Below are 15718 nucleotides of genomic sequence, written 5' to 3'. Positions count from 1 at the left end.
CCTGCGTGAGTGATTGCTGGCAACGCCGGACGGGGTGCAACCTGTCCGGTGCGATCGCCTTTGCCCCTAGCCGAGAGGGGGCGTGAAGTCAATGTGTGCCATTGTATACCGCGTGAAAAACCTGCGCCCAAGGACCGGTTTTCCGGGCGCGCGCGGATGTTAGCGGTGAAGGCTCGCGATTTCGCCGATCAGCCAGTCGCGAAAGGCAGCAACCGGCCCGCCTTGGGTTTCGCGCACGGGCCGGATAAGTGCGTAGGATTCGCCCGTGTCGAAATGGCGGGGTGTGGCCTGCACCACCGCGCCCGAAGCCAGCGCGCGTGCGGCAATCAGATCCGGCACCAGCCCCACGCCAAGCCCCGCAATCGCCGCATCCAGCACCATGTCGAAATGCGCGAACCTCGCGCCGCGCAAAATCTGGCGCGGGTCCAGCTCGGTCTCGCGGAACCAGTCCAGCCAGAGCGTCGGGCGGGTGGATTGTTGCAACAAGGGCAGCGTCAAAAGCGCCTCGTCGGTTAGCGCGACGCGCCCCGCCAGCAAGGTGGGGGCTGCCACGGTCACAAGGCGCTCTGGCAGGATCGCCTCGGATGTGGCGCCCGCGGGTTCATGCTGAGAACGCATGATCGCAAGGTCAACCGGCTCGCGGGTGAAATCCACCGGATCAAGCCGCGCGGAAAGGTCGAGGCTCACCTCGGGGTGCGCTGTCGCAAAGCCGCCAAGACGCGGGATCAGCCAGGAGCGCGCGAAACTTGGCAGGACCGCCAGACGCAGCACCGCATCACGCCCGCCAAAGGCCATCACGCCACTGGCCGCACTGTTCAGATGGCGCAGGATTTCGTCAGCCTGATCCTGAAAAGACTGGCCTGCGGGCGAAAGCACAAGCCTCTGGCGGACACGGTGGAACAGCGCCACGCCAAGCCGGTCTTCCAGCGACCCGACCGCCCGCGAAATCGCGCTTTGCGTCAGGTTCAGGTGCTCGGCCGCCAGCGTCGTCGTGCCAAGCCGCGCACAGGCGGAAAACGCCTCTAACTCGGTCACGGTCGGGATGTATCTCTTGCGCATGGCGGGCCTCCGGTCTGGAGTATTTATGCGCAAAACTCATCAACTTCGCAATTTATTTCGTTGGCACGGGCGTCCGGCCTTGGGTAGGGTGCCCCAAATATGAAAGGAACGCCGATGACCCGCCTGAAAGCCAAAGACCGCCCCGATCTGTCGACCTTCGACTGGGAAGACGCGCTGCGCCTTGCCGACCAGCTGACCGAAGAAGAACGCATGATGGCCGAAGCGGCCCGTGCGTTCGCGCAGGACAAGCTCGCGCCCCGCGTCGAGCGCGCCTATCTGGACGAATACACCGACCCCGCGATTTTTGCCGAAATGGGCGAGCAGGGGCTTCTGGGCGCGACCATCCCCGAGGAATACGGCGGCCTTGGCGCAGGATATGTGACCTATGGCCTTGTTGCGCGCGAGATCGAACGCGTCGACTCGGGCTATCGGTCGATGATGTCGGTGCAAAGCTCGCTCGTGATGTATCCGATCTACGCCTATGGCACCGACGAGCAGCGCGCGAAATACCTGCCGAAACTGGCGTCTGGCGAATGGATCGGCTGCTTCGGCCTGACCGAGCCCGAGGCCGGTTCCGACCCGGCAGGCATGAAAACCCGCGCCGAGAAAATCGACGGCGGCTACCGCCTGACCGGCGCAAAGATGTGGATCACCAATGCGCCCATCGCGGATGTCTTTGTCGTCTGGGCGAAATCCGACGCGCATGAGGGGAAAATCCGTGGCTTCGTGCTTGAAAAAGGCATGAAAGGTCTCTCGGCACCGAAGATCGAAGGCAAGCTCTCACTTCGGGCTTCGGTGACCGGCGAGATCGTTATGGAAAATGTCGAGGTGGGCGAAGACGCGCTGCTGCCGAACGTCGAGGGACTGAAAGGTCCGTTCGGCTGTCTTAACCGCGCCCGCTATGGCATCGCTTGGGGCGTGATGGGCGCTGCCGAAGATAGCTGGCACCGCGCGCGCAGCTACGGTCTGGACCGCCACCAGTTCCGCAAGCCGCTGGCTGGCACGCAGCTTTACCAGAAAAAACTGGCCGATATGCAGACCGAGATCGTTCTGGGCCTGCAAGCCGCGCTGCAAGTCGGGCGCCTGATGGACGCAGGCAATGCCGCGCCCGAGATGATCTCGCTGATCAAGCGCAACAACTGTGGCAAGGCGCTGGATATTGCGCGGATGGCGCGCGACATGCACGGCGGCAACGGCACGCAGATCGGCTATGGCGTGATGCGCCACGCGCAAAACCTTGAGACGGTGAACACCTACGAGGGCACGCATGACGTCCACGCGCTGATCCTTGGCCGTGCGCAAACCGGCATTCAGGCGTTCTTCTGATGCAGGGCCAAACGCCCCTGAACGGCCTGAAAGTCGTCGAGCTGGCGCGGATTCTGGCTGGCCCCTGGGCCGGTCAGGTGCTGGCCGATCTCGGGGCCGAAGTGATCAAGGTCGAGGCTCCCGAAGGCGATGATACCCGCCGTTGGGGACCGCCCTTTATCGAACGCGAGGGCGACCGCGCGGCTGCCTACTTCCATGCGACCAACCGTGGCAAGCGGTCGGTTATTGCCGATTTTCGCACGCCCGAGGGGCAAACGCTGGTGCGTGAACTTGTGGCCGATGCCGATGTGGTGATCGAGAATTTCAAGCTGGGCGGCCTTAAGAAATACGGGCTGGATTACGAAAGCCTCAGCGCGATCAACCCGCGTCTGGTCTATTGCTCGATCACCGGGTTCGGGCAGAACGGGCCTTATGCGGAACGCGCGGGCTATGACTTTTTGATCCAGGGCATGGCGGGCTGGATGGACCTGACCGGCGACCCTGCGGGGGAGCCGCAAAAGGTCGGCGTGGCTTTTGCCGACCTGTTCACCGGCCTTTATGCGGTGATCGGCATTCAGGCGGCGCTGGCGGCGCGCGCGGTGACGGGGCGCGGGCAGTTGGTCGATATGGCGCTTCTGGATTGCGCGGTTGGGGTGCTGGCCAATCAGGGGATGAATTTCCTTGCCACTGGCCGCGCGCCCAAACGCCTTGGCAATGCGCATCCGAATATCGCGCCCTACGAGGTGCTGCCGGTTGCCGATGGCTCGATCATTCTGGCGGTGGGCAATGACGGTCAGTTCCGGCGGTTCTGCACCGTGATCGGGCAAAATGCGCTTGGCTCTGACCCGCGCTTTGCCACCAACGAGGCGCGCGTCGCCCATCGGGCCGAGTTGCGCCCGCTGATCGTGGCGGAACTCGCGCGCTTTACCAAGGCGGGGATTCTGGCCGCGCTGGAAGAGGCCACCGTGCCCGCTGGCCCGATCAACGCGGTTGACGAGGTATTCGCGGACCCGCAGGTGCAAGCGCGGGGAATGCGGATCGAGGCCGAGGGCATCGCGGGTATCCGCACGCCGATCCGGTTTTCCGAAAGCGCGCTGGCCGAAGCCCGACCCGCGCCGAAGCTGGGGCAAGGGTAGGCGTTCCAACTCTCCTATGCCCCGCTGTTGCGCCCGCGTCCGGTCCCCCCGGAGTGCGGGCGCAATCCTGTTCAGCCCTCGGGGAAGTGGCAGGCCGCCGGGTGGGGCTGGCCTGACAGCTCGGGGCGGGTCTGGCGGCAGATGTCTTTCGCCTTCCAGCAGCGCGGCGCGAAGGGGCAGCCTTCGGGCACGTTCAGGGGTGAGGGAAGCTCGCCCTCAAGCTTGATCCGCTCGCGCCGCAGATGCGGCTCGGTTGTGGGCGTCGCTGACAAAAGCGCCTTGGTATAGGGGTGACGCGGGGCGTCGAACACCTGATCGCGGGCGCCAAATTCAACCGGACGGCCCAGATACATCACGATCACCTCATCGGCCACATGGCGCACCACCGACAGATCATGCGAGATGAACAGATAGGCAAGATCCAGACGCTCTTGCAGATCGAGCAGCAGGTTCAGCACCTGCGACTGGATCGACAGGTCCAGCGCCGAAACAGGCTCATCCAGCACCAGAAGCTTCGGTTCCAGCATCAGCGCGCGCGCAATCGCGATTCGCTGGCGCTGCCCGCCCGAGAACATATGCGGGAAGCGGTCGTAATGCTCGGGGCGCAGGCCGACCAGTGCCATCATCTCGCGCGCCTTCGCCTGCCGGTCTTGCGCCGACATCTCGGGGCGGTTGATTTTCAGCGGTTCCTCAAGGATCGACCCCACGCGGTGGCGTAGGTTGAGCGAGCCGTAGGGGTCTTGAAACACGATCTGCATGTCCGAGCGCAGCTTGTCCCAATTCGCGGGCGTGGCGGGGGTGCCACCGATGCTCAGTGTGCCGGCGGTGGGTTCCTCGATCAGGGTAATCAGGCGTGCCAGCGTCGATTTTCCGCACCCCGATTCCCCCACAACCGCCAGCGTCTTGCCCGGCTCGATAGAGAAGCTCGCGTGCGACAAGGCTTTGACGACATTGGGTTTTGAGAATAATCCGCCGCCCACCTCGTAATGACGCGCAAGGTTTTCGGCGATCACGACAGGGGCACTCATAGGGCGGTCTCCTTCAGATCGGCGCCAAGCGGGAAGTGGCAACGCGCAAGCCCCATGCGGGCATCTTGCACCGGCGGCGGTGTCATGCGGCACAGGTCCGTCGCCATCGCGCAGCGCGGCGAAAACAGGCACCCTTGCGGGCGGTCGAACTGCCCCGGAACAACGCCCGGGATCGTGGGCAGCCGCCGTTCGGTCGCGCGCTCGGGGAGCGCCGCCAGAAGCGCCGAAGTATAGGGGTGATGCGGGGTTTCAAAGAGCGTGCCGACGGGTTGCTCCTCGACCTTCTGGCCTGCGTATTGCACCTGCACCCGCTGCGCGGTTTCCGCGACCACGCCCATATCATGCGTAATCAGGATCAGCGCCATGCCGGTCTCTTTTTGCAGGTCGCTCAGCAGATCAAGGATCTGCGCCTGAATGGTCACATCCAGTGCCGTCGTCGGCTCGTCCGCGATCAGAAGCCGCGGCTTGCAGGCCAGCGCCATCGCGATCATCACGCGCTGGCTCATGCCGCCCGAAAGCTGGTGCGGAAAGGCCGAAAGCCGCTTTTCCGGCGCCGGAATGCCGACCAGATCAAGCAGTTCCACCGCGCGCGCATGGCGTGCCTTGCGGTCCAGATTGAGGTGCTGCTTGAGCGACTCTTTGATCTGGAAGCCGACGGTGAAGCAGGGGTTTAGCGACGACATGGGTTCCTGGAAAATCATCGCCATGTCGCGCCCGATCACCGAGCGGCGCTGTCTCGCGCTGAGTTTACGGATGTCGCGGCCGTCAAAGCTCATTTCATCGGCGGTGATCGTGGCGGTCCAGGGCAAAAGCCCCATCATCGCCAGCATCGACACGGATTTCCCCGAGCCGCTTTCGCCCACAATGGCCAGAACATCGCCCTGATCGACGGTAATATCGACCCCGTCCACCGCGCGGAACTGCCCGCCTGCGGTCGCGAATTCGACGGTGAGATTGCGGATGTTGAGAAGGGACATGATCTCAGCTCCGTTTCAGTTTCGGGTCGAGCGCATCGCGCAGCCCGTCACCCATCAGGTTGATCGACAAAACGGTGATCAGGATCGCAAGGCCAGGGAAGGTAACCACCCACCACGCGCGCAGGATGAACTCGCGCGCCTCGGCCAGCATCGTGCCCCATTCGGGCGTTGGCGGCTGCGCGCCCATCCCCAGAAAGCCAAGAGCCGCCACATCTAGGATCGCGTTTGAAAAGCTCAGCGCCGCCTGCACGATGATCGGGGCAAGGCAGTTGGGCAGCACGGTAATGAACATCAGCCGCCCCAGTTTCGCACCCGCGACGCGCGCGGAAATCACATAATCCTTGCTGCGCTCGGTCATCACGGCGGCGCGGGTCAGGCGCACGTAATGGGGCTGCAAGACGATGGCGATGGCGATCATCGCGTTCAAAAGCGACGGCCCCAGAATGGCCACCAGCACCAGCGCCAGCAACAGTGAGGGGAAGGACAGGATGATGTCCATGATCCGCATGATGATCGTATCCAGCCAGCGCGGCGCAAAGCCCGCCACCAGACCGACCAGAATGCCGCCCGTCGCCGCAATAACCACAACGACGATGCCGACGAAGAACGAATAGCGCGCCCCATACAGGAGCCGCGAAAGGATGTCGCGCCCCAGGGGGTCGGTGCCAAGAGGGTGGCTCCAGTTGCCGCCCTCGGTCCAGCCGGGTGGCAGAAGGGTTGCCGCGCGGTCCTGCACCGTCGGGTCGAAGGGCGCGATGACATCGGCGCCAAGTGCCAGAGCGACGAAGGCGGCGAACACATAAAGCCCGATCACAGCGCCGCGGTTCTCGCGGAAATAGCGCCAGAACTCTTGCAGGCGGCCGGGGCGGGCGGGGGTGTTGGTGATCGTCTCGGCCATATCAGCGCTTCCGGATCTTGGGGTTGATGAGGCCGTAGAGCAGATCCACGACAAGGTTCACGACCATCACGGCCACCGCGACCAGCAACAGGCCGCCCTGCACGACCGGATAGTCGCGCCGGAAGATGCTATCGACCATCCACTTGCCGATGCCCGGCCAGCTAAAGATCGTTTCGGTCAGGATCGCGCCGGCCAGCAGCGTGCCGACCGACAGGCCGATCACGGTAATCACCGGGATCATTGCATTGCGAAGGGCGTGCAAGCCATTGACACGAAACGGAGAAAGCCCTTTCGCGCGGGCGGTGCGGATATAGTCCTCGGACAGCACCTCCAGCATCGCCGAACGGGTTTGCCGCGCGATGACCGCCAGCGGGATCGTCGCCAGAACGATCGAGGGCAGCACGAGATGCGACACCGCCGATGCAAACGCGCCCTTCTGCCCCGACAAAAGGCTGTCGATCAGCATGAAGCCCGTCACATCGGGGAAGAAATACAGCAGATCAATGCGCCCCGACACCGGCGTCCAGCGCAGCATCCCCGAGAAGACGATGATCAGCAACAGCGCCCACCAGAAGATCGGCATCGAATAGCCGACAAGGGCGGTGGACATCAGCGTGCGGTCAAAGAACTTGCCACGATGCGTCGCCGCAATCACCCCCGCCGGAATGCCAAGCGCGATCGCGATGATGATCGCGCAGATCGACAGCTCCAGCGTCGCGGGGAAGAGCGCGAAGAACTCGTCCCAGACCGGTTTCTTGGTTACGAAAGAGGTGCCCAGATCGCCATGCAGCACGCCGTTCATATAATCCCAGAACTGCGCCAGCATCGGACGGTCAAAGCCGAATTGCTCTTGCAGCTCTTTGTAGCGCTCGGGTGTGACGCCGCGCTCGCCCGCCATCACGATGATCGGATCACCGGGCAGGACGCGGATAAAGGCGAAGGAGATCAGCGTCACCCCGATAAACGTGGGGACGAAAGTGAATATCTTTTCAAGCAGATAGCGAAGCATCTATGTGCCTTTCGGACAGTGGCCACGATGGACCTCTGGTGTGGCAAAAGGCGGGGCCGGTTGCCCGGCCGCCGCCCGATGATAGGGTTAGCCCGCGCTTATTGCTTCAGGCCGACTTCGGTGAAGATGTGGCTGCCAAGCGGGTGGACCACATAGCCCTCGACCTCGGGACGCATCGGCATGAACACGACCGAATGCGCGATGGTCGCCCAAGGCGCCTGATCCTTGAAGATCGCCTGAGCCTCTTCGTAAAGCCTGGTGCGCTCTGCCGCGTCGGTCACGGTTTTGGCCTTCTGGATCGCATCTTCGAAGGGCTGGTGGCACCATTGCGCGCGGTTCGACCCGCCCACGCCATCGCAGCCCAGAAGCACGGCGAGGAAGTTGTCCGGATCGCCATTGTCGCCCGTCCAGCCCAGAAGCACCGCGCCGTCGCGGTCGGTCGCCTTCGAGCGGTCCAGATACTCGCCCCATTCATAAGAGACGATCTCGACCTTGACGCCGATTTTCGAGAAATCCTCTTGAATCAGCTCGGCCATGCGGCGCGCGTTCGGGTTGTAGGGGCGCTGCACCGGCATTGCCCAGACCTTCATCGACAGATCCTTGACGCCCTCGGCCTCAAGCATGGCCTTGGCGGCTGCCGGATCATAGGCATCATCCTGAACCGCGTCGTTATAGGACCACATGGTCGGCGGGATTGGGTTTTTCGCAACCTGACCCGAGCCCTGGAACACGACGTCGATGATCGCCTGCTTGTCCATCGCCATGTTCAGCGCCTTGCGGACCTTCGGGTTATCGAAGGGCGCAACCTGCGTGTTATAGGCCATATAGCCGACGTTGAGACCCTCTTGCTCCATCATCACCACATCGGCGTTATCCTTCATGCCGGCGATGTCGGCCGGGTTCGGATAGGGCATGACATGGCATTCGCCTGCCTGAAGCTTCTGATAGCGCACCGAAGCGTCGGGCGTGATCGCAAAGACAAGGTTATCCACTTTCGGTAGACCGTCGCGGAAGTAGCTCGGGTTCTTGGCGTAGCGGATGACCGCGTCTTTCTGATAGGCGACGAACTGGAACGGGCCGGTGCCGACGGGCTCCTGGTTGAGCATCTCGGGCGTGCCGGCGGCCAGCATCTGATCGGCATATTCCGCCGACATGATCGAGGCAAAATCCATCGCGAGGTTGGCGATGAAAGGCGCCTCGGGGCGGTTGAGCACGAATTTCACCGTCAGATCGTCGACCTTCTCGATCGACTTGATGAGATCCCCCATCGACATGCCCGCGAAATATTCCCAGGTGCCGCCCGATACGGTGTGATAGGCGTTGTCGTCGCGCAGCTGGCGCTCGAACGAGAAGATCACGTCATCGGCGTTGAAGTCGCGCGAGGGCGTGAAGAAGCCGGTGGTATGGAATTTGACGCCCGGGCGCAGGTGGAAGGTGTATTCCAGACCGTCCGCCGATGCCTCGTAGCTTTCGGCGAGGCCCGGGATAACCTCGGTCGTGCCGGTCTTGAACTCGACGAGGCGCGAATAGACCGTCTGGCCCGAGGCGTCGAAGGTCGTCCCCGAGGTGTAAAGCGCCGGGTCGAAGCCTTCGGGCGAGCCTTCGGAGCAATAGACAAGCGTCTGTTGTGCCGAAGCAGCCCCCGCCAGCGCCATCAGAAGGCCGGTGGTGGTCAGTAGTTTGCGAAAAGTCATGAGTGACTCCCTGTTTACATTTGTTTAGCCCGAACAGGTGCCTGAAATCCGACGCCTCGCCTTTGGCGTTATGCTGTCGGGAAGAGTGTCCTGCCCCGGATGTTTCGCGGATCTGTCGCCCGCTTTTTGGGCCGGTCTGACAACCGGAGGCACAAAGTGAACTGCGCCTGCTTAATCTTTGAACAAGCGGTCAGGAAAATGCAACACAAGGCTTTTCCCTTGTAAAACAAGGGGAATGAAAGGTCTTTAGGGAGCTTGGCGCCCGGATTTCGGGGCGACTCACCGATTTATGCGGCTTTAGGCCGCGGTTTCGAGGGGGCGCGCGGTTTGTGACGTTGCGTCAGAGCCTCGCGAGAGGGCGGAAAGCGCGGCGGGCATCCGCAAGGCCGCATAAATCCGACCGTCCTCGTCGTTGCGATAGGTCGGTCCCGCGCGCGTCACATCATAGCCCAACTGCCGGAGCGCCCGCATAAGGGCAAGCGACGAGAGGCAGATCATCTCGGTCGCGCCCTGCGCCTGCGCACATTCAACCAGACCGTCCACGATCATCCGCAGGCAGGTTGCGCGCGCCTCATGCGTGGTCAGCCGGTCCGAAATAACAAGTCGCGTGCATTCCCAAACCTGCGGCGTCGCGATGTCATGGGGCAGAATCTCGGGCGGGATGTATTTCAGCTTTCCCAGATGGGCATCGCGCAACATATAGCTGTGCGGCCCCCAAAGCGCGGTGGTCGCCATTGCGCGTGCGCCGCCGACCAAATGGCCGTCTGCGTCAAGCACGACCGAATAATGCGCCTGCGGCGTGTCATACTGGTCCATCTCGACCAGGTCGTCATGGGGAACATCCCAGCCCATCTGGTCAACGAATACGGCTTTGCGAAGCCTGAGAAATTCGTAGAACGCGGTGCCGTGGCGGTGAAAATCGGAGAAATCGAACGTGATGCTTTGCATGAGTGCCTCCATTCTGGATGGCAAAACTCAAGCACGGAATGGTTAATGAATCACCATTTTAGGTTGATAAAACCTAAATAAGTCGCTTCTGGGTTGCAATCCGCAGAAGCTCGGACGGGGTTTTGGCGCCCAGTTTTCGTTTCGCGCCGGAAAGCCGCGCCTTGACCGCCGAGTGCGATATGCCCAACTCGCCCGCGATCTGTTTGATACGCAGCCCCTGCGCCTGATAGGTGATTGCCTCGATTTCGGCAGGGGTCAGCTTGGGTTCGTCGTCTTTATGGCAATGCGCCCTGCGGACCAGATCGAAGAGCTGTGCAAGCTCGCCCTCGGTCAATTCCCGATCGTCGCGAAACACGGTTGCATAGCTGCGCAGCCCCGCATCGCCCTGCCGCATGAACGAGGCCGTCGCCCCGAACCGCAGCCCCATCGCGCGCGCAAGACGCAAGACATTGGCCGGGTCGGGCAGGGTTATCTCGCTCCAGCGGGTGACGCCGACATTGCCGTAAAGCCAGCGCATCACCGGATCGAACACCACCAGGCCGCGCTCGGTATAGGCTTCGATCCACTCGGGTTTCAGCTCGTTAAGGTCCTCCTCCGGGAAGGCATAACCGACGCGAAGCGCAACATAGAACCCTGCGGTGGCAAGGCTTGCGAACTCCTCCCGGAGATCGTCGAGCGTTTTTATCGGCTCAAATCTATTGCGAAGGTGTTGCGTCAAATTCTAAAGTGCACTCAAAGGACAGGGAAAGACGGACTGATCCACCCATCTTAAGGTTGAATACGCGATATGAAAACGGAAAATATCGGTGAGGTCGATGCGCTGTGTGCCGAGTTGGATGCTCTGTGCGACACGGGCTATGCCTTCGCCCTGCATATCCGGTTCACGCGGCCGACCACGATGATCCGCACCTACAGCGAGGACTGGCTGGCCGAGTATTCGGAAAAAGGTCTTATGATTCAAGATCCTGTGGTGATCTGGGGGATGCAGAACTCGGGCGTCGTCTATTGGAAGGATCTGCCGGATCCTGCTGGTGTCTTCTCAGGCGCGGCGCGTCACGGCATTGAAAACGGGCTGACCTGCTCGGTCGGACCGGCAAGTTCCCGCTCAATTTCAGGGTTTTCACGCTCGTCAGGGCCGTTCTCGCCCGAAGAGGCCGCGCATTTGCTGCATCTGACTGAAAAAATGCACGAAGTTACGGCCTGAAGGTTCTGGAATAAAACGGGTTTTAGCATTCTTCCGAAAGGTCTGGCTGGCTGTCCTGTCATGCGCCAACGGTTCCGGCGGCGCGATGAAACCAGGCAGCAGGCGTCAGTCTGGGGTGTTTGAGGTGCCCGCTAGGGTTGAATTGACCTGGGGTAATGTCAGGGCGTTTCGCGAATCCTCGGATGACGCCACGTTAACCGCTTTGGCGGCTGAGCTTTCCCGCGCCCGGTCCGACATCTTCTGCCGCCAGCGAAACCGATTTCACAACGGCGGTGACGGGCAGCCCCTCGTGCAGCCCCAGTGCATCGACCGAGCGGCGCGTCACCTTGCTCAGCAGCTGCTCGCCCCCGAGCGTAAGCTGGACATAGGCGCTGGTCTCGCTGATCGGTGCGATTTTTGAAACCGTCGCCGCAAGCATGTTCAGCGCCGACAGCCCCTCGGGGCGGGTGCGGGCGAGGGTGACGTCCTGCGCGTGGATGCGCAGCGAAACGGTGGCGCCAAGGCGCAGTCCGTGCTGCTCGGTGAAAATTGGCCCGCCCGCCGTGTCGATGCGGGTCAGCCCGTCCGGCTCCGGCCCGGCCACGCGCCCCGACAGGATCGCGCCTGCCTCGCGCGGGCCAAGAACGGGGGCGGTTTCGGGGGCGGCCAGAACCTCGGCTGCCGGACCGCAGGCGCGCACGCGGCCTGCCTCGATCAAGACAAGCGTCGTGGCCAGTCGTGCAAGCTCGGCCGGAGCGTGGCTGACGTAAAGGATCGGCAGCTTCATCTCGTCGCGCAGCCCCTCGATATAGGGCAGGATCTCGGCTTTGCGGGCAGGGTCAAGTGCTGCGAGTGGTTCGTCCATCACCAGCGCGCGCGGGTTCGACAGCAGCGCGCGGCCAAGCGCGACACGCGCGACCTCTCCGCCGGAAAGCCGCGCGGGGCGGCGGGGCAGCAGATGCCCGATGCCCAGAAGGCCGGTGATCCGTTCAAGGCTTGGCGCACTTTCGCTTTGCGGCGCAAGCTTTTGCCCATAAAGCAAATTTTGCTTCACGCTCAGGTGCGGAAACAGCCGCGCATCCTGAAATACATAGCCGATCCGGCGGCGCTGCGGCGGCAGGCAGATGCCCGACTTGGTATCCAGCAGAACCTCGCCATTCAGCACAATCCGCCCTGCGTCGGGCCGCATTAACCCCGCGACCGAATGGGTGATCGTGGTCTTGCCCGCGCCCGATCGTCCAAAGAGCGCGGTCAGCCCCGCAGGCGCGGCAAAACCGAGATCAAGATCGAAGCCCTCGAACCGGTGGCGCAGGGAAACCTCAAGCATCAGCGCTCCCCCCTGATCCGCGCCGCCACTCGCCGCGCCAGCCACTCCGAGGCAACCAGCGCCGCCATCGCGATACCCACCGCGACCAGCACCAGCCGCGTCACGGTGCCTTCGCCGCCTGGCACCTGTAAAAAGCTGTAGATTGCCGAAGGCAGGGTCTGCGTCTGGCCGGGGATGTTCGAAACAAACGTAATCGTCGCGCCGAATTCGCCCATCGCCTTGGCGAAGGCAATCACCGCGCCCGCCACGATGCCGGGCAGGATAAGGGGCAGGGTGATGGTGGCGAAAATCCGGCTGCGCGAGGCGCCAAGGGTCGCGGCGGCCTCTTCCAGCCCCGGATCGACCGCCTCGATCGCAAGACGGATCGCACGCACCATCAGCGGGAACGCCATGACCCCCGCCGCCAGCGCCGCCCCCGTCCAGCGAAACGCCAAGGTGATGCCAAGCGAGGACAGCGGCGCGCCCAGCCACCCCATCCGCCCGAAGGTCAGCAGCAGCAGATAGCCCGTCACCACCGGCGGCAGGATCAGCGGCAGATGCACCAGCCCGTTGACGATCTGCTTGCCCGCAAAGTTCCACCGCGCCAGCGCATAGGCGGTGAAAATGCCAAGCGGCAGGCTCAGCGCCACCGCGACGAGCGAGACGCGCAGCGACAGCGCGACGGCCTCCCACGCTTCGGGGGGGAGCCAGCTGCTCATGGCGCGCCCTTCACGGCAAAGCCTTCGGCGGCGAAAATGGCCGCCGCCCCGGGGCTGGAGAGGGCATCGAAGAACCCCGCCGCATGGGGCGCGCCCTGCGCCAGAGCCGCCGGGTAGGTGATCGGCGGGTGTGCGCCTTCGGGGAAGGTCGCGATCACATGCACGCGAGGCTCGGCGCGGGCATCTGTCGCATAGACGACCCCCAGCGGAGCCTCTCCGGCCGCGACCAGTGCGAGTGCGGTGCGGGCATTGTCTGTTTGCGCAAGGTAAGGCGCTGTTTTTTCCCAAAGATCAAGGGATTGCAGAGCGATCTTGGCATATTGACCAACGGGAACCGCCTCGACCAGCCCCGTCGCGATCCGCCCGCCATTGGCCAGCGCGACGAGGTCGGTCGCGGGGGTGATCTTGGTCGCAGGCAGCGGGGGGTGCGCGACCAGAACCAGCGTGTTACCCAGCAGATCATGGCGCGACCCTGTTGCGATCCAGCCGCTTGCCGCGACCGCATCCATCCAGTCGGTGTTGGCGGAAATGAAAATATCGGCGGGCGCGCCTTGCAGGATCTGCCGCGCCAAGGCTCCCGAACCGGCATAAGACACCGCGACGCGATCCCCGGTTTTCAGCTCGTATTCGCGCGCGACCCGATCCAGCGCGGTTTTCAGCGAGGCAGCGGCGAAAACGGTGATCGTTTCGGCGCTGGCAGAAACCGGCAGGGCGAGTGAAAGCAGAAGGGGCAAAAGGCGCATGGGGCATCCGTTATGTCTGTCGGGGAATATCGTTCGTTTCATCTCGCCATGCAACCGTTATTTCCGATCCGACACAACGCGACGCAGCGGAGTGCTTGCCAAATGCCGCGTGCGCCGCAAAACTCGGGGCTGCGCAGGAAGAGTATGAGGCGGCAATGAGTGACGAGCAGGATCCGATTGAAGAGGCAATTGCGGGGATGATGGCGGGGGCGCCGGAGGGGCTGGTCCCTGCGCCGACCCCGCGGCCTGAGCCGGTCAGGGGGGGCACGCAGGCCGATATTCGCGCGCGCTTTCTGGCGATGCGCGAGGGCGAGGTCGACCGCCGCGCGGGGCTGGACTATACCCACCGGCGCACCGCGCTGAGGCGTCTGTCGGCCGCGATCCGGCGCTATGAGCCGCAGATCATCGCCGCGCTTGCCGCCGATCTGGGCAAGCCCGAGGCGGAGGTCCGGCTGACGGAAATCCTGCCGGTTCAGGCCGAAATTTCCCATACGTTGAAATATCTTAAGCGCTGGATGCGACCCCGTCGGGCGACCTCGACGCTGCTGACCTTCGGGACGCGGGCGAAGATTGTCTCCGAGCCGAAGGGGACCGTTCTGATTATCGCGCCGTGGAACTATCCGTTCGGCCTGTTGATGGGGCCGTTGAGTTCGGCGCTGGCGGCGGGGAATGCGGCGATCCTGAAGCCGTCGGAGCTTGCGCCCGCGACCTCGGCCCTGGTGGCGAAAATCATCACCGAGACCTTCGCGCCCGATTTCGTCTGGGTGGCCGAAGGCGCGGTCGATGTGGCGCAGGCGCTGCTGGATCTGCCGTTCGACCATCTGTTCTTCACCGGCTCGCCCGAGGTGGGGCGCAAGGTGATGGCGCAGGCCGCGCGGCATCTGACGCCGGTGACGCTTGAACTTGGGGGCAAGTCGCCGGTCATCATCGGGCCGGGGGCAGACCTGAAGGCGGCGGCGCAGGCGGTCGCGTGGGGCAAATTCTCGAACGCGGGGCAGACCTGTATCGCCCCTGATCATATCTACGTCGCCTCAGCGCAGATGGAGGCGTTTCTGACCCATCTCAAAACCGCCATCCGCAAGATGTATGGCCGCTCCCCCGAGGCGCAGGCCAGCGGACGCGATTACGCGCGCATCGTCAGCGAGCGGCATTTCCGGCGCCTTGATGCGATGATTTCCGCCGCCGAGGCAGGGGGCGCGACGGTGGTCGAGGGCGGCGCGCGGGATGCCGCGACCCGCTTTATCGCGCCGACCGTGCTGACAGGAGTCCGGCGCGACGCGGCTCTGATGCGCGAAGAGATTTTCGGCCCCGTCCTGCCGGTTCTGCCCTTCGAGGATGCCGGCGCGGTGATCGCGGCGATCAATACCGGCCCCAAGCCTTTGGCGCTCTATATCTTTGAAAAGGATAAGGGTTTCATTGAAGAGATCACCCGCAAGACCAGTTCTGGCGCGGTGGGGGTGAATGTGACGCTGGCGCATTACATGCATCTCAACCTGCCGTTCGGCGGGATCGGCAATTCCGGCATGGGGGCGGCGCATGGCGAATGGGGGTTTCGCGCGTTCAGTCATGAAAAGCCCGTGCTGCGTAACAGTTTCGCACCGCTGTCGGGCTTTATGCCGCCCTATCGCGGGATGAAGCGGCGGCGCATCCGGTTGATGGCGCGGCTTTTGGGGCGGTAATGCCTTGTTCCCTCACGGGGAATGGGGGATACCG

15 protein-coding genes are annotated in these 15718 nt (G+C 63.3%); 4 read left to right on the top strand and 11 right to left on the bottom strand.

Annotated features, from left to right (window positions below; translation table 11 throughout):
- Positions 1-159: 159 nt before the first annotated feature.
- Positions 160-1059: a LysR substrate-binding domain-containing protein gene (locus RYZ20_RS03850; RefSeq protein ID WP_317670544.1), complete on the bottom strand. Its 900-nt coding sequence runs from the start codon at positions 1057-1059 to the stop codon at positions 160-162.
- 114 nt (positions 1060-1173) lie between these two features.
- Here RYZ20_RS03850 and RYZ20_RS03845 point away from each other — a divergent pair, with 114 nt between their 5' ends.
- Entirely contained in the window at positions 1174-2385 is a 1212-nt protein-coding gene (locus RYZ20_RS03845) for an acyl-CoA dehydrogenase (RefSeq protein ID WP_317670543.1), read from the top strand.
- The gene (locus RYZ20_RS03840) at positions 2385-3500 is read left to right on the top strand and encodes a CaiB/BaiF CoA transferase family protein (RefSeq protein WP_317670542.1); all 1116 of its coding nucleotides are present in this window, start codon (positions 2385-2387) and stop codon (positions 3498-3500) included. Before RYZ20_RS03845 ends, RYZ20_RS03840 begins: the two co-directional genes overlap by 1 nt.
- 71 nt (positions 3501-3571) lie before the next feature.
- Here RYZ20_RS03840 and RYZ20_RS03835 read toward each other — a convergent pair whose 3' ends face one another.
- The 7 genes from RYZ20_RS03835 to RYZ20_RS03805 all read right to left on the bottom strand — a co-directional run bounded on the left by RYZ20_RS03835 (position 3572) and on the right by RYZ20_RS03805 (position 10772).
- Positions 3572-4528: an ABC transporter ATP-binding protein gene (locus tag RYZ20_RS03835; RefSeq protein WP_317670541.1), complete on the bottom strand. Its 957-nt coding sequence runs from the start codon at positions 4526-4528 to the stop codon at positions 3572-3574.
- Entirely contained in the window at positions 4525-5505 is a 981-nt protein-coding gene (locus RYZ20_RS03830; protein ID WP_317670540.1) for an ABC transporter ATP-binding protein, read from the bottom strand. Before RYZ20_RS03830 ends, RYZ20_RS03835 begins: the two co-directional genes overlap by 4 nt.
- A 4-nt stretch (positions 5506-5509) precedes the next feature.
- Positions 5510-6403: an ABC transporter permease subunit gene (locus tag RYZ20_RS03825; RefSeq protein WP_317670539.1), complete on the bottom strand. Its 894-nt coding sequence runs from the start codon at positions 6401-6403 to the stop codon at positions 5510-5512.
- A 1-nt stretch (position 6404) separates the two neighbouring features.
- Positions 6405-7412, bottom strand: a complete 1008-nt coding sequence (locus tag RYZ20_RS03820; RefSeq protein ID WP_317670538.1) for an ABC transporter permease subunit — start codon at positions 7410-7412, stop codon at positions 6405-6407.
- Positions 7413-7510: 98 nt separating this feature from the next.
- Positions 7511-9106, bottom strand: coding sequence for an ABC transporter substrate-binding protein (locus tag RYZ20_RS03815; RefSeq protein WP_317670537.1), 1596 nt, complete (start codon positions 9104-9106; stop codon positions 7511-7513).
- Between the two features lie 297 nt (positions 9107-9403).
- Positions 9404-10054 carry an acyl-homoserine-lactone synthase gene (locus RYZ20_RS03810; protein WP_317670536.1) on the bottom strand — a complete coding sequence of 217 codons (651 nt, stop codon included), beginning with the start codon at positions 10052-10054 and terminating at the stop codon, positions 9404-9406.
- A 73-nt stretch (positions 10055-10127) separates the two neighbouring features.
- Entirely contained in the window at positions 10128-10772 is a 645-nt protein-coding gene (locus RYZ20_RS03805) for a helix-turn-helix transcriptional regulator (RefSeq protein ID WP_317670535.1), read from the bottom strand.
- A 69-nt stretch (positions 10773-10841) separates the two neighbouring features.
- On the opposite strand from RYZ20_RS03805, the gene RYZ20_RS03800 reads away from it, so the two are divergent.
- Positions 10842-11258, top strand: a complete 417-nt coding sequence (locus RYZ20_RS03800) for an autoinducer binding domain-containing protein (RefSeq protein ID WP_317670534.1) — start codon at positions 10842-10844, stop codon at positions 11256-11258.
- A gap of 193 nt (positions 11259-11451) precedes the next feature.
- On the opposite strand, the gene modC is transcribed toward RYZ20_RS03800, so the two are convergent.
- Genes modC through modA form a run of 3 tightly spaced genes read right to left on the bottom strand, consistent with a single transcriptional unit; the run spans position 11452 to position 14005 of the window.
- Positions 11452-12567, bottom strand: coding sequence for a molybdenum ABC transporter ATP-binding protein (modC, locus tag RYZ20_RS03795; RefSeq protein ID WP_317671336.1), 1116 nt, complete (start codon positions 12565-12567; stop codon positions 11452-11454).
- Positions 12564-13262, bottom strand: coding sequence for a molybdate ABC transporter permease subunit (modB, locus tag RYZ20_RS03790; RefSeq protein WP_317670533.1), 699 nt, complete (start codon positions 13260-13262; stop codon positions 12564-12566). Before modB ends, modC begins: the two co-directional genes overlap by 4 nt.
- A complete protein-coding gene (gene modA / locus RYZ20_RS03785) occupies positions 13259-14005 on the bottom strand; it encodes a molybdate ABC transporter substrate-binding protein (protein ID WP_317670532.1) in 747 nt (248 codons plus the stop codon). The genes modB and modA overlap by 4 nt, the downstream gene beginning before the upstream one ends.
- A 155-nt stretch (positions 14006-14160) precedes the next feature.
- Between modA and RYZ20_RS03780 the strand changes: the two genes are divergently transcribed.
- On the top strand, positions 14161-15684 hold the full coding sequence (locus RYZ20_RS03780) for an aldehyde dehydrogenase family protein (RefSeq protein WP_317670531.1): 1524 nt from the start codon (positions 14161-14163) through the stop codon (positions 15682-15684).
- Positions 15685-15718: the final 34 nt, after the last annotated feature.

Source organism: Pseudothioclava alba (assembly GCF_033100795.1).
GTDB lineage: Bacteria > Pseudomonadota > Alphaproteobacteria > Rhodobacterales > Rhodobacteraceae > Pseudothioclava.
Note: the sequence above shows the minus strand (reverse complement) of the source record. Positions and strands in the feature narration are given on the sequence as shown.

Coding starts and splice junctions, on each gene's coding strand:
- RYZ20_RS03850 (WP_317670544.1), bottom strand. CDS start 1,059: ATGCGCAAGAGATACATCCCGACCGTGACCGAGTTAGAGGCGTTTTCC.
- RYZ20_RS03845 (WP_317670543.1), top strand. CDS start 1,174: ATGACCCGCCTGAAAGCCAAAGACCGCCCCGATCTGTCGACCTTCGAC.
- RYZ20_RS03840 (WP_317670542.1), top strand. CDS start 2,385: ATGCAGGGCCAAACGCCCCTGAACGGCCTGAAAGTCGTCGAGCTGGCG.
- RYZ20_RS03835 (WP_317670541.1), bottom strand. CDS start 4,528: ATGAGTGCCCCTGTCGTGATCGCCGAAAACCTTGCGCGTCATTACGAG.
- RYZ20_RS03830 (WP_317670540.1), bottom strand. CDS start 5,505: ATGTCCCTTCTCAACATCCGCAATCTCACCGTCGAATTCGCGACCGCA.
- RYZ20_RS03825 (WP_317670539.1), bottom strand. CDS start 6,403: ATGGCCGAGACGATCACCAACACCCCCGCCCGCCCCGGCCGCCTGCAA.
- RYZ20_RS03820 (WP_317670538.1), bottom strand. CDS start 7,412: ATGCTTCGCTATCTGCTTGAAAAGATATTCACTTTCGTCCCCACGTTT.
- RYZ20_RS03815 (WP_317670537.1), bottom strand. CDS start 9,106: ATGACTTTTCGCAAACTACTGACCACCACCGGCCTTCTGATGGCGCTG.
- RYZ20_RS03810 (WP_317670536.1), bottom strand. CDS start 10,054: ATGCAAAGCATCACGTTCGATTTCTCCGATTTTCACCGCCACGGCACC.
- RYZ20_RS03800 (WP_317670534.1), top strand. CDS start 10,842: ATGAAAACGGAAAATATCGGTGAGGTCGATGCGCTGTGTGCCGAGTTG.
- modB (WP_317670533.1), bottom strand. CDS start 13,262: ATGAGCAGCTGGCTCCCCCCCGAAGCGTGGGAGGCCGTCGCGCTGTCG.
- modA (WP_317670532.1), bottom strand. CDS start 14,005: ATGCGCCTTTTGCCCCTTCTGCTTTCACTCGCCCTGCCGGTTTCTGCC.
- RYZ20_RS03780 (WP_317670531.1), top strand. CDS start 14,161: ATGAGTGACGAGCAGGATCCGATTGAAGAGGCAATTGCGGGGATGATG.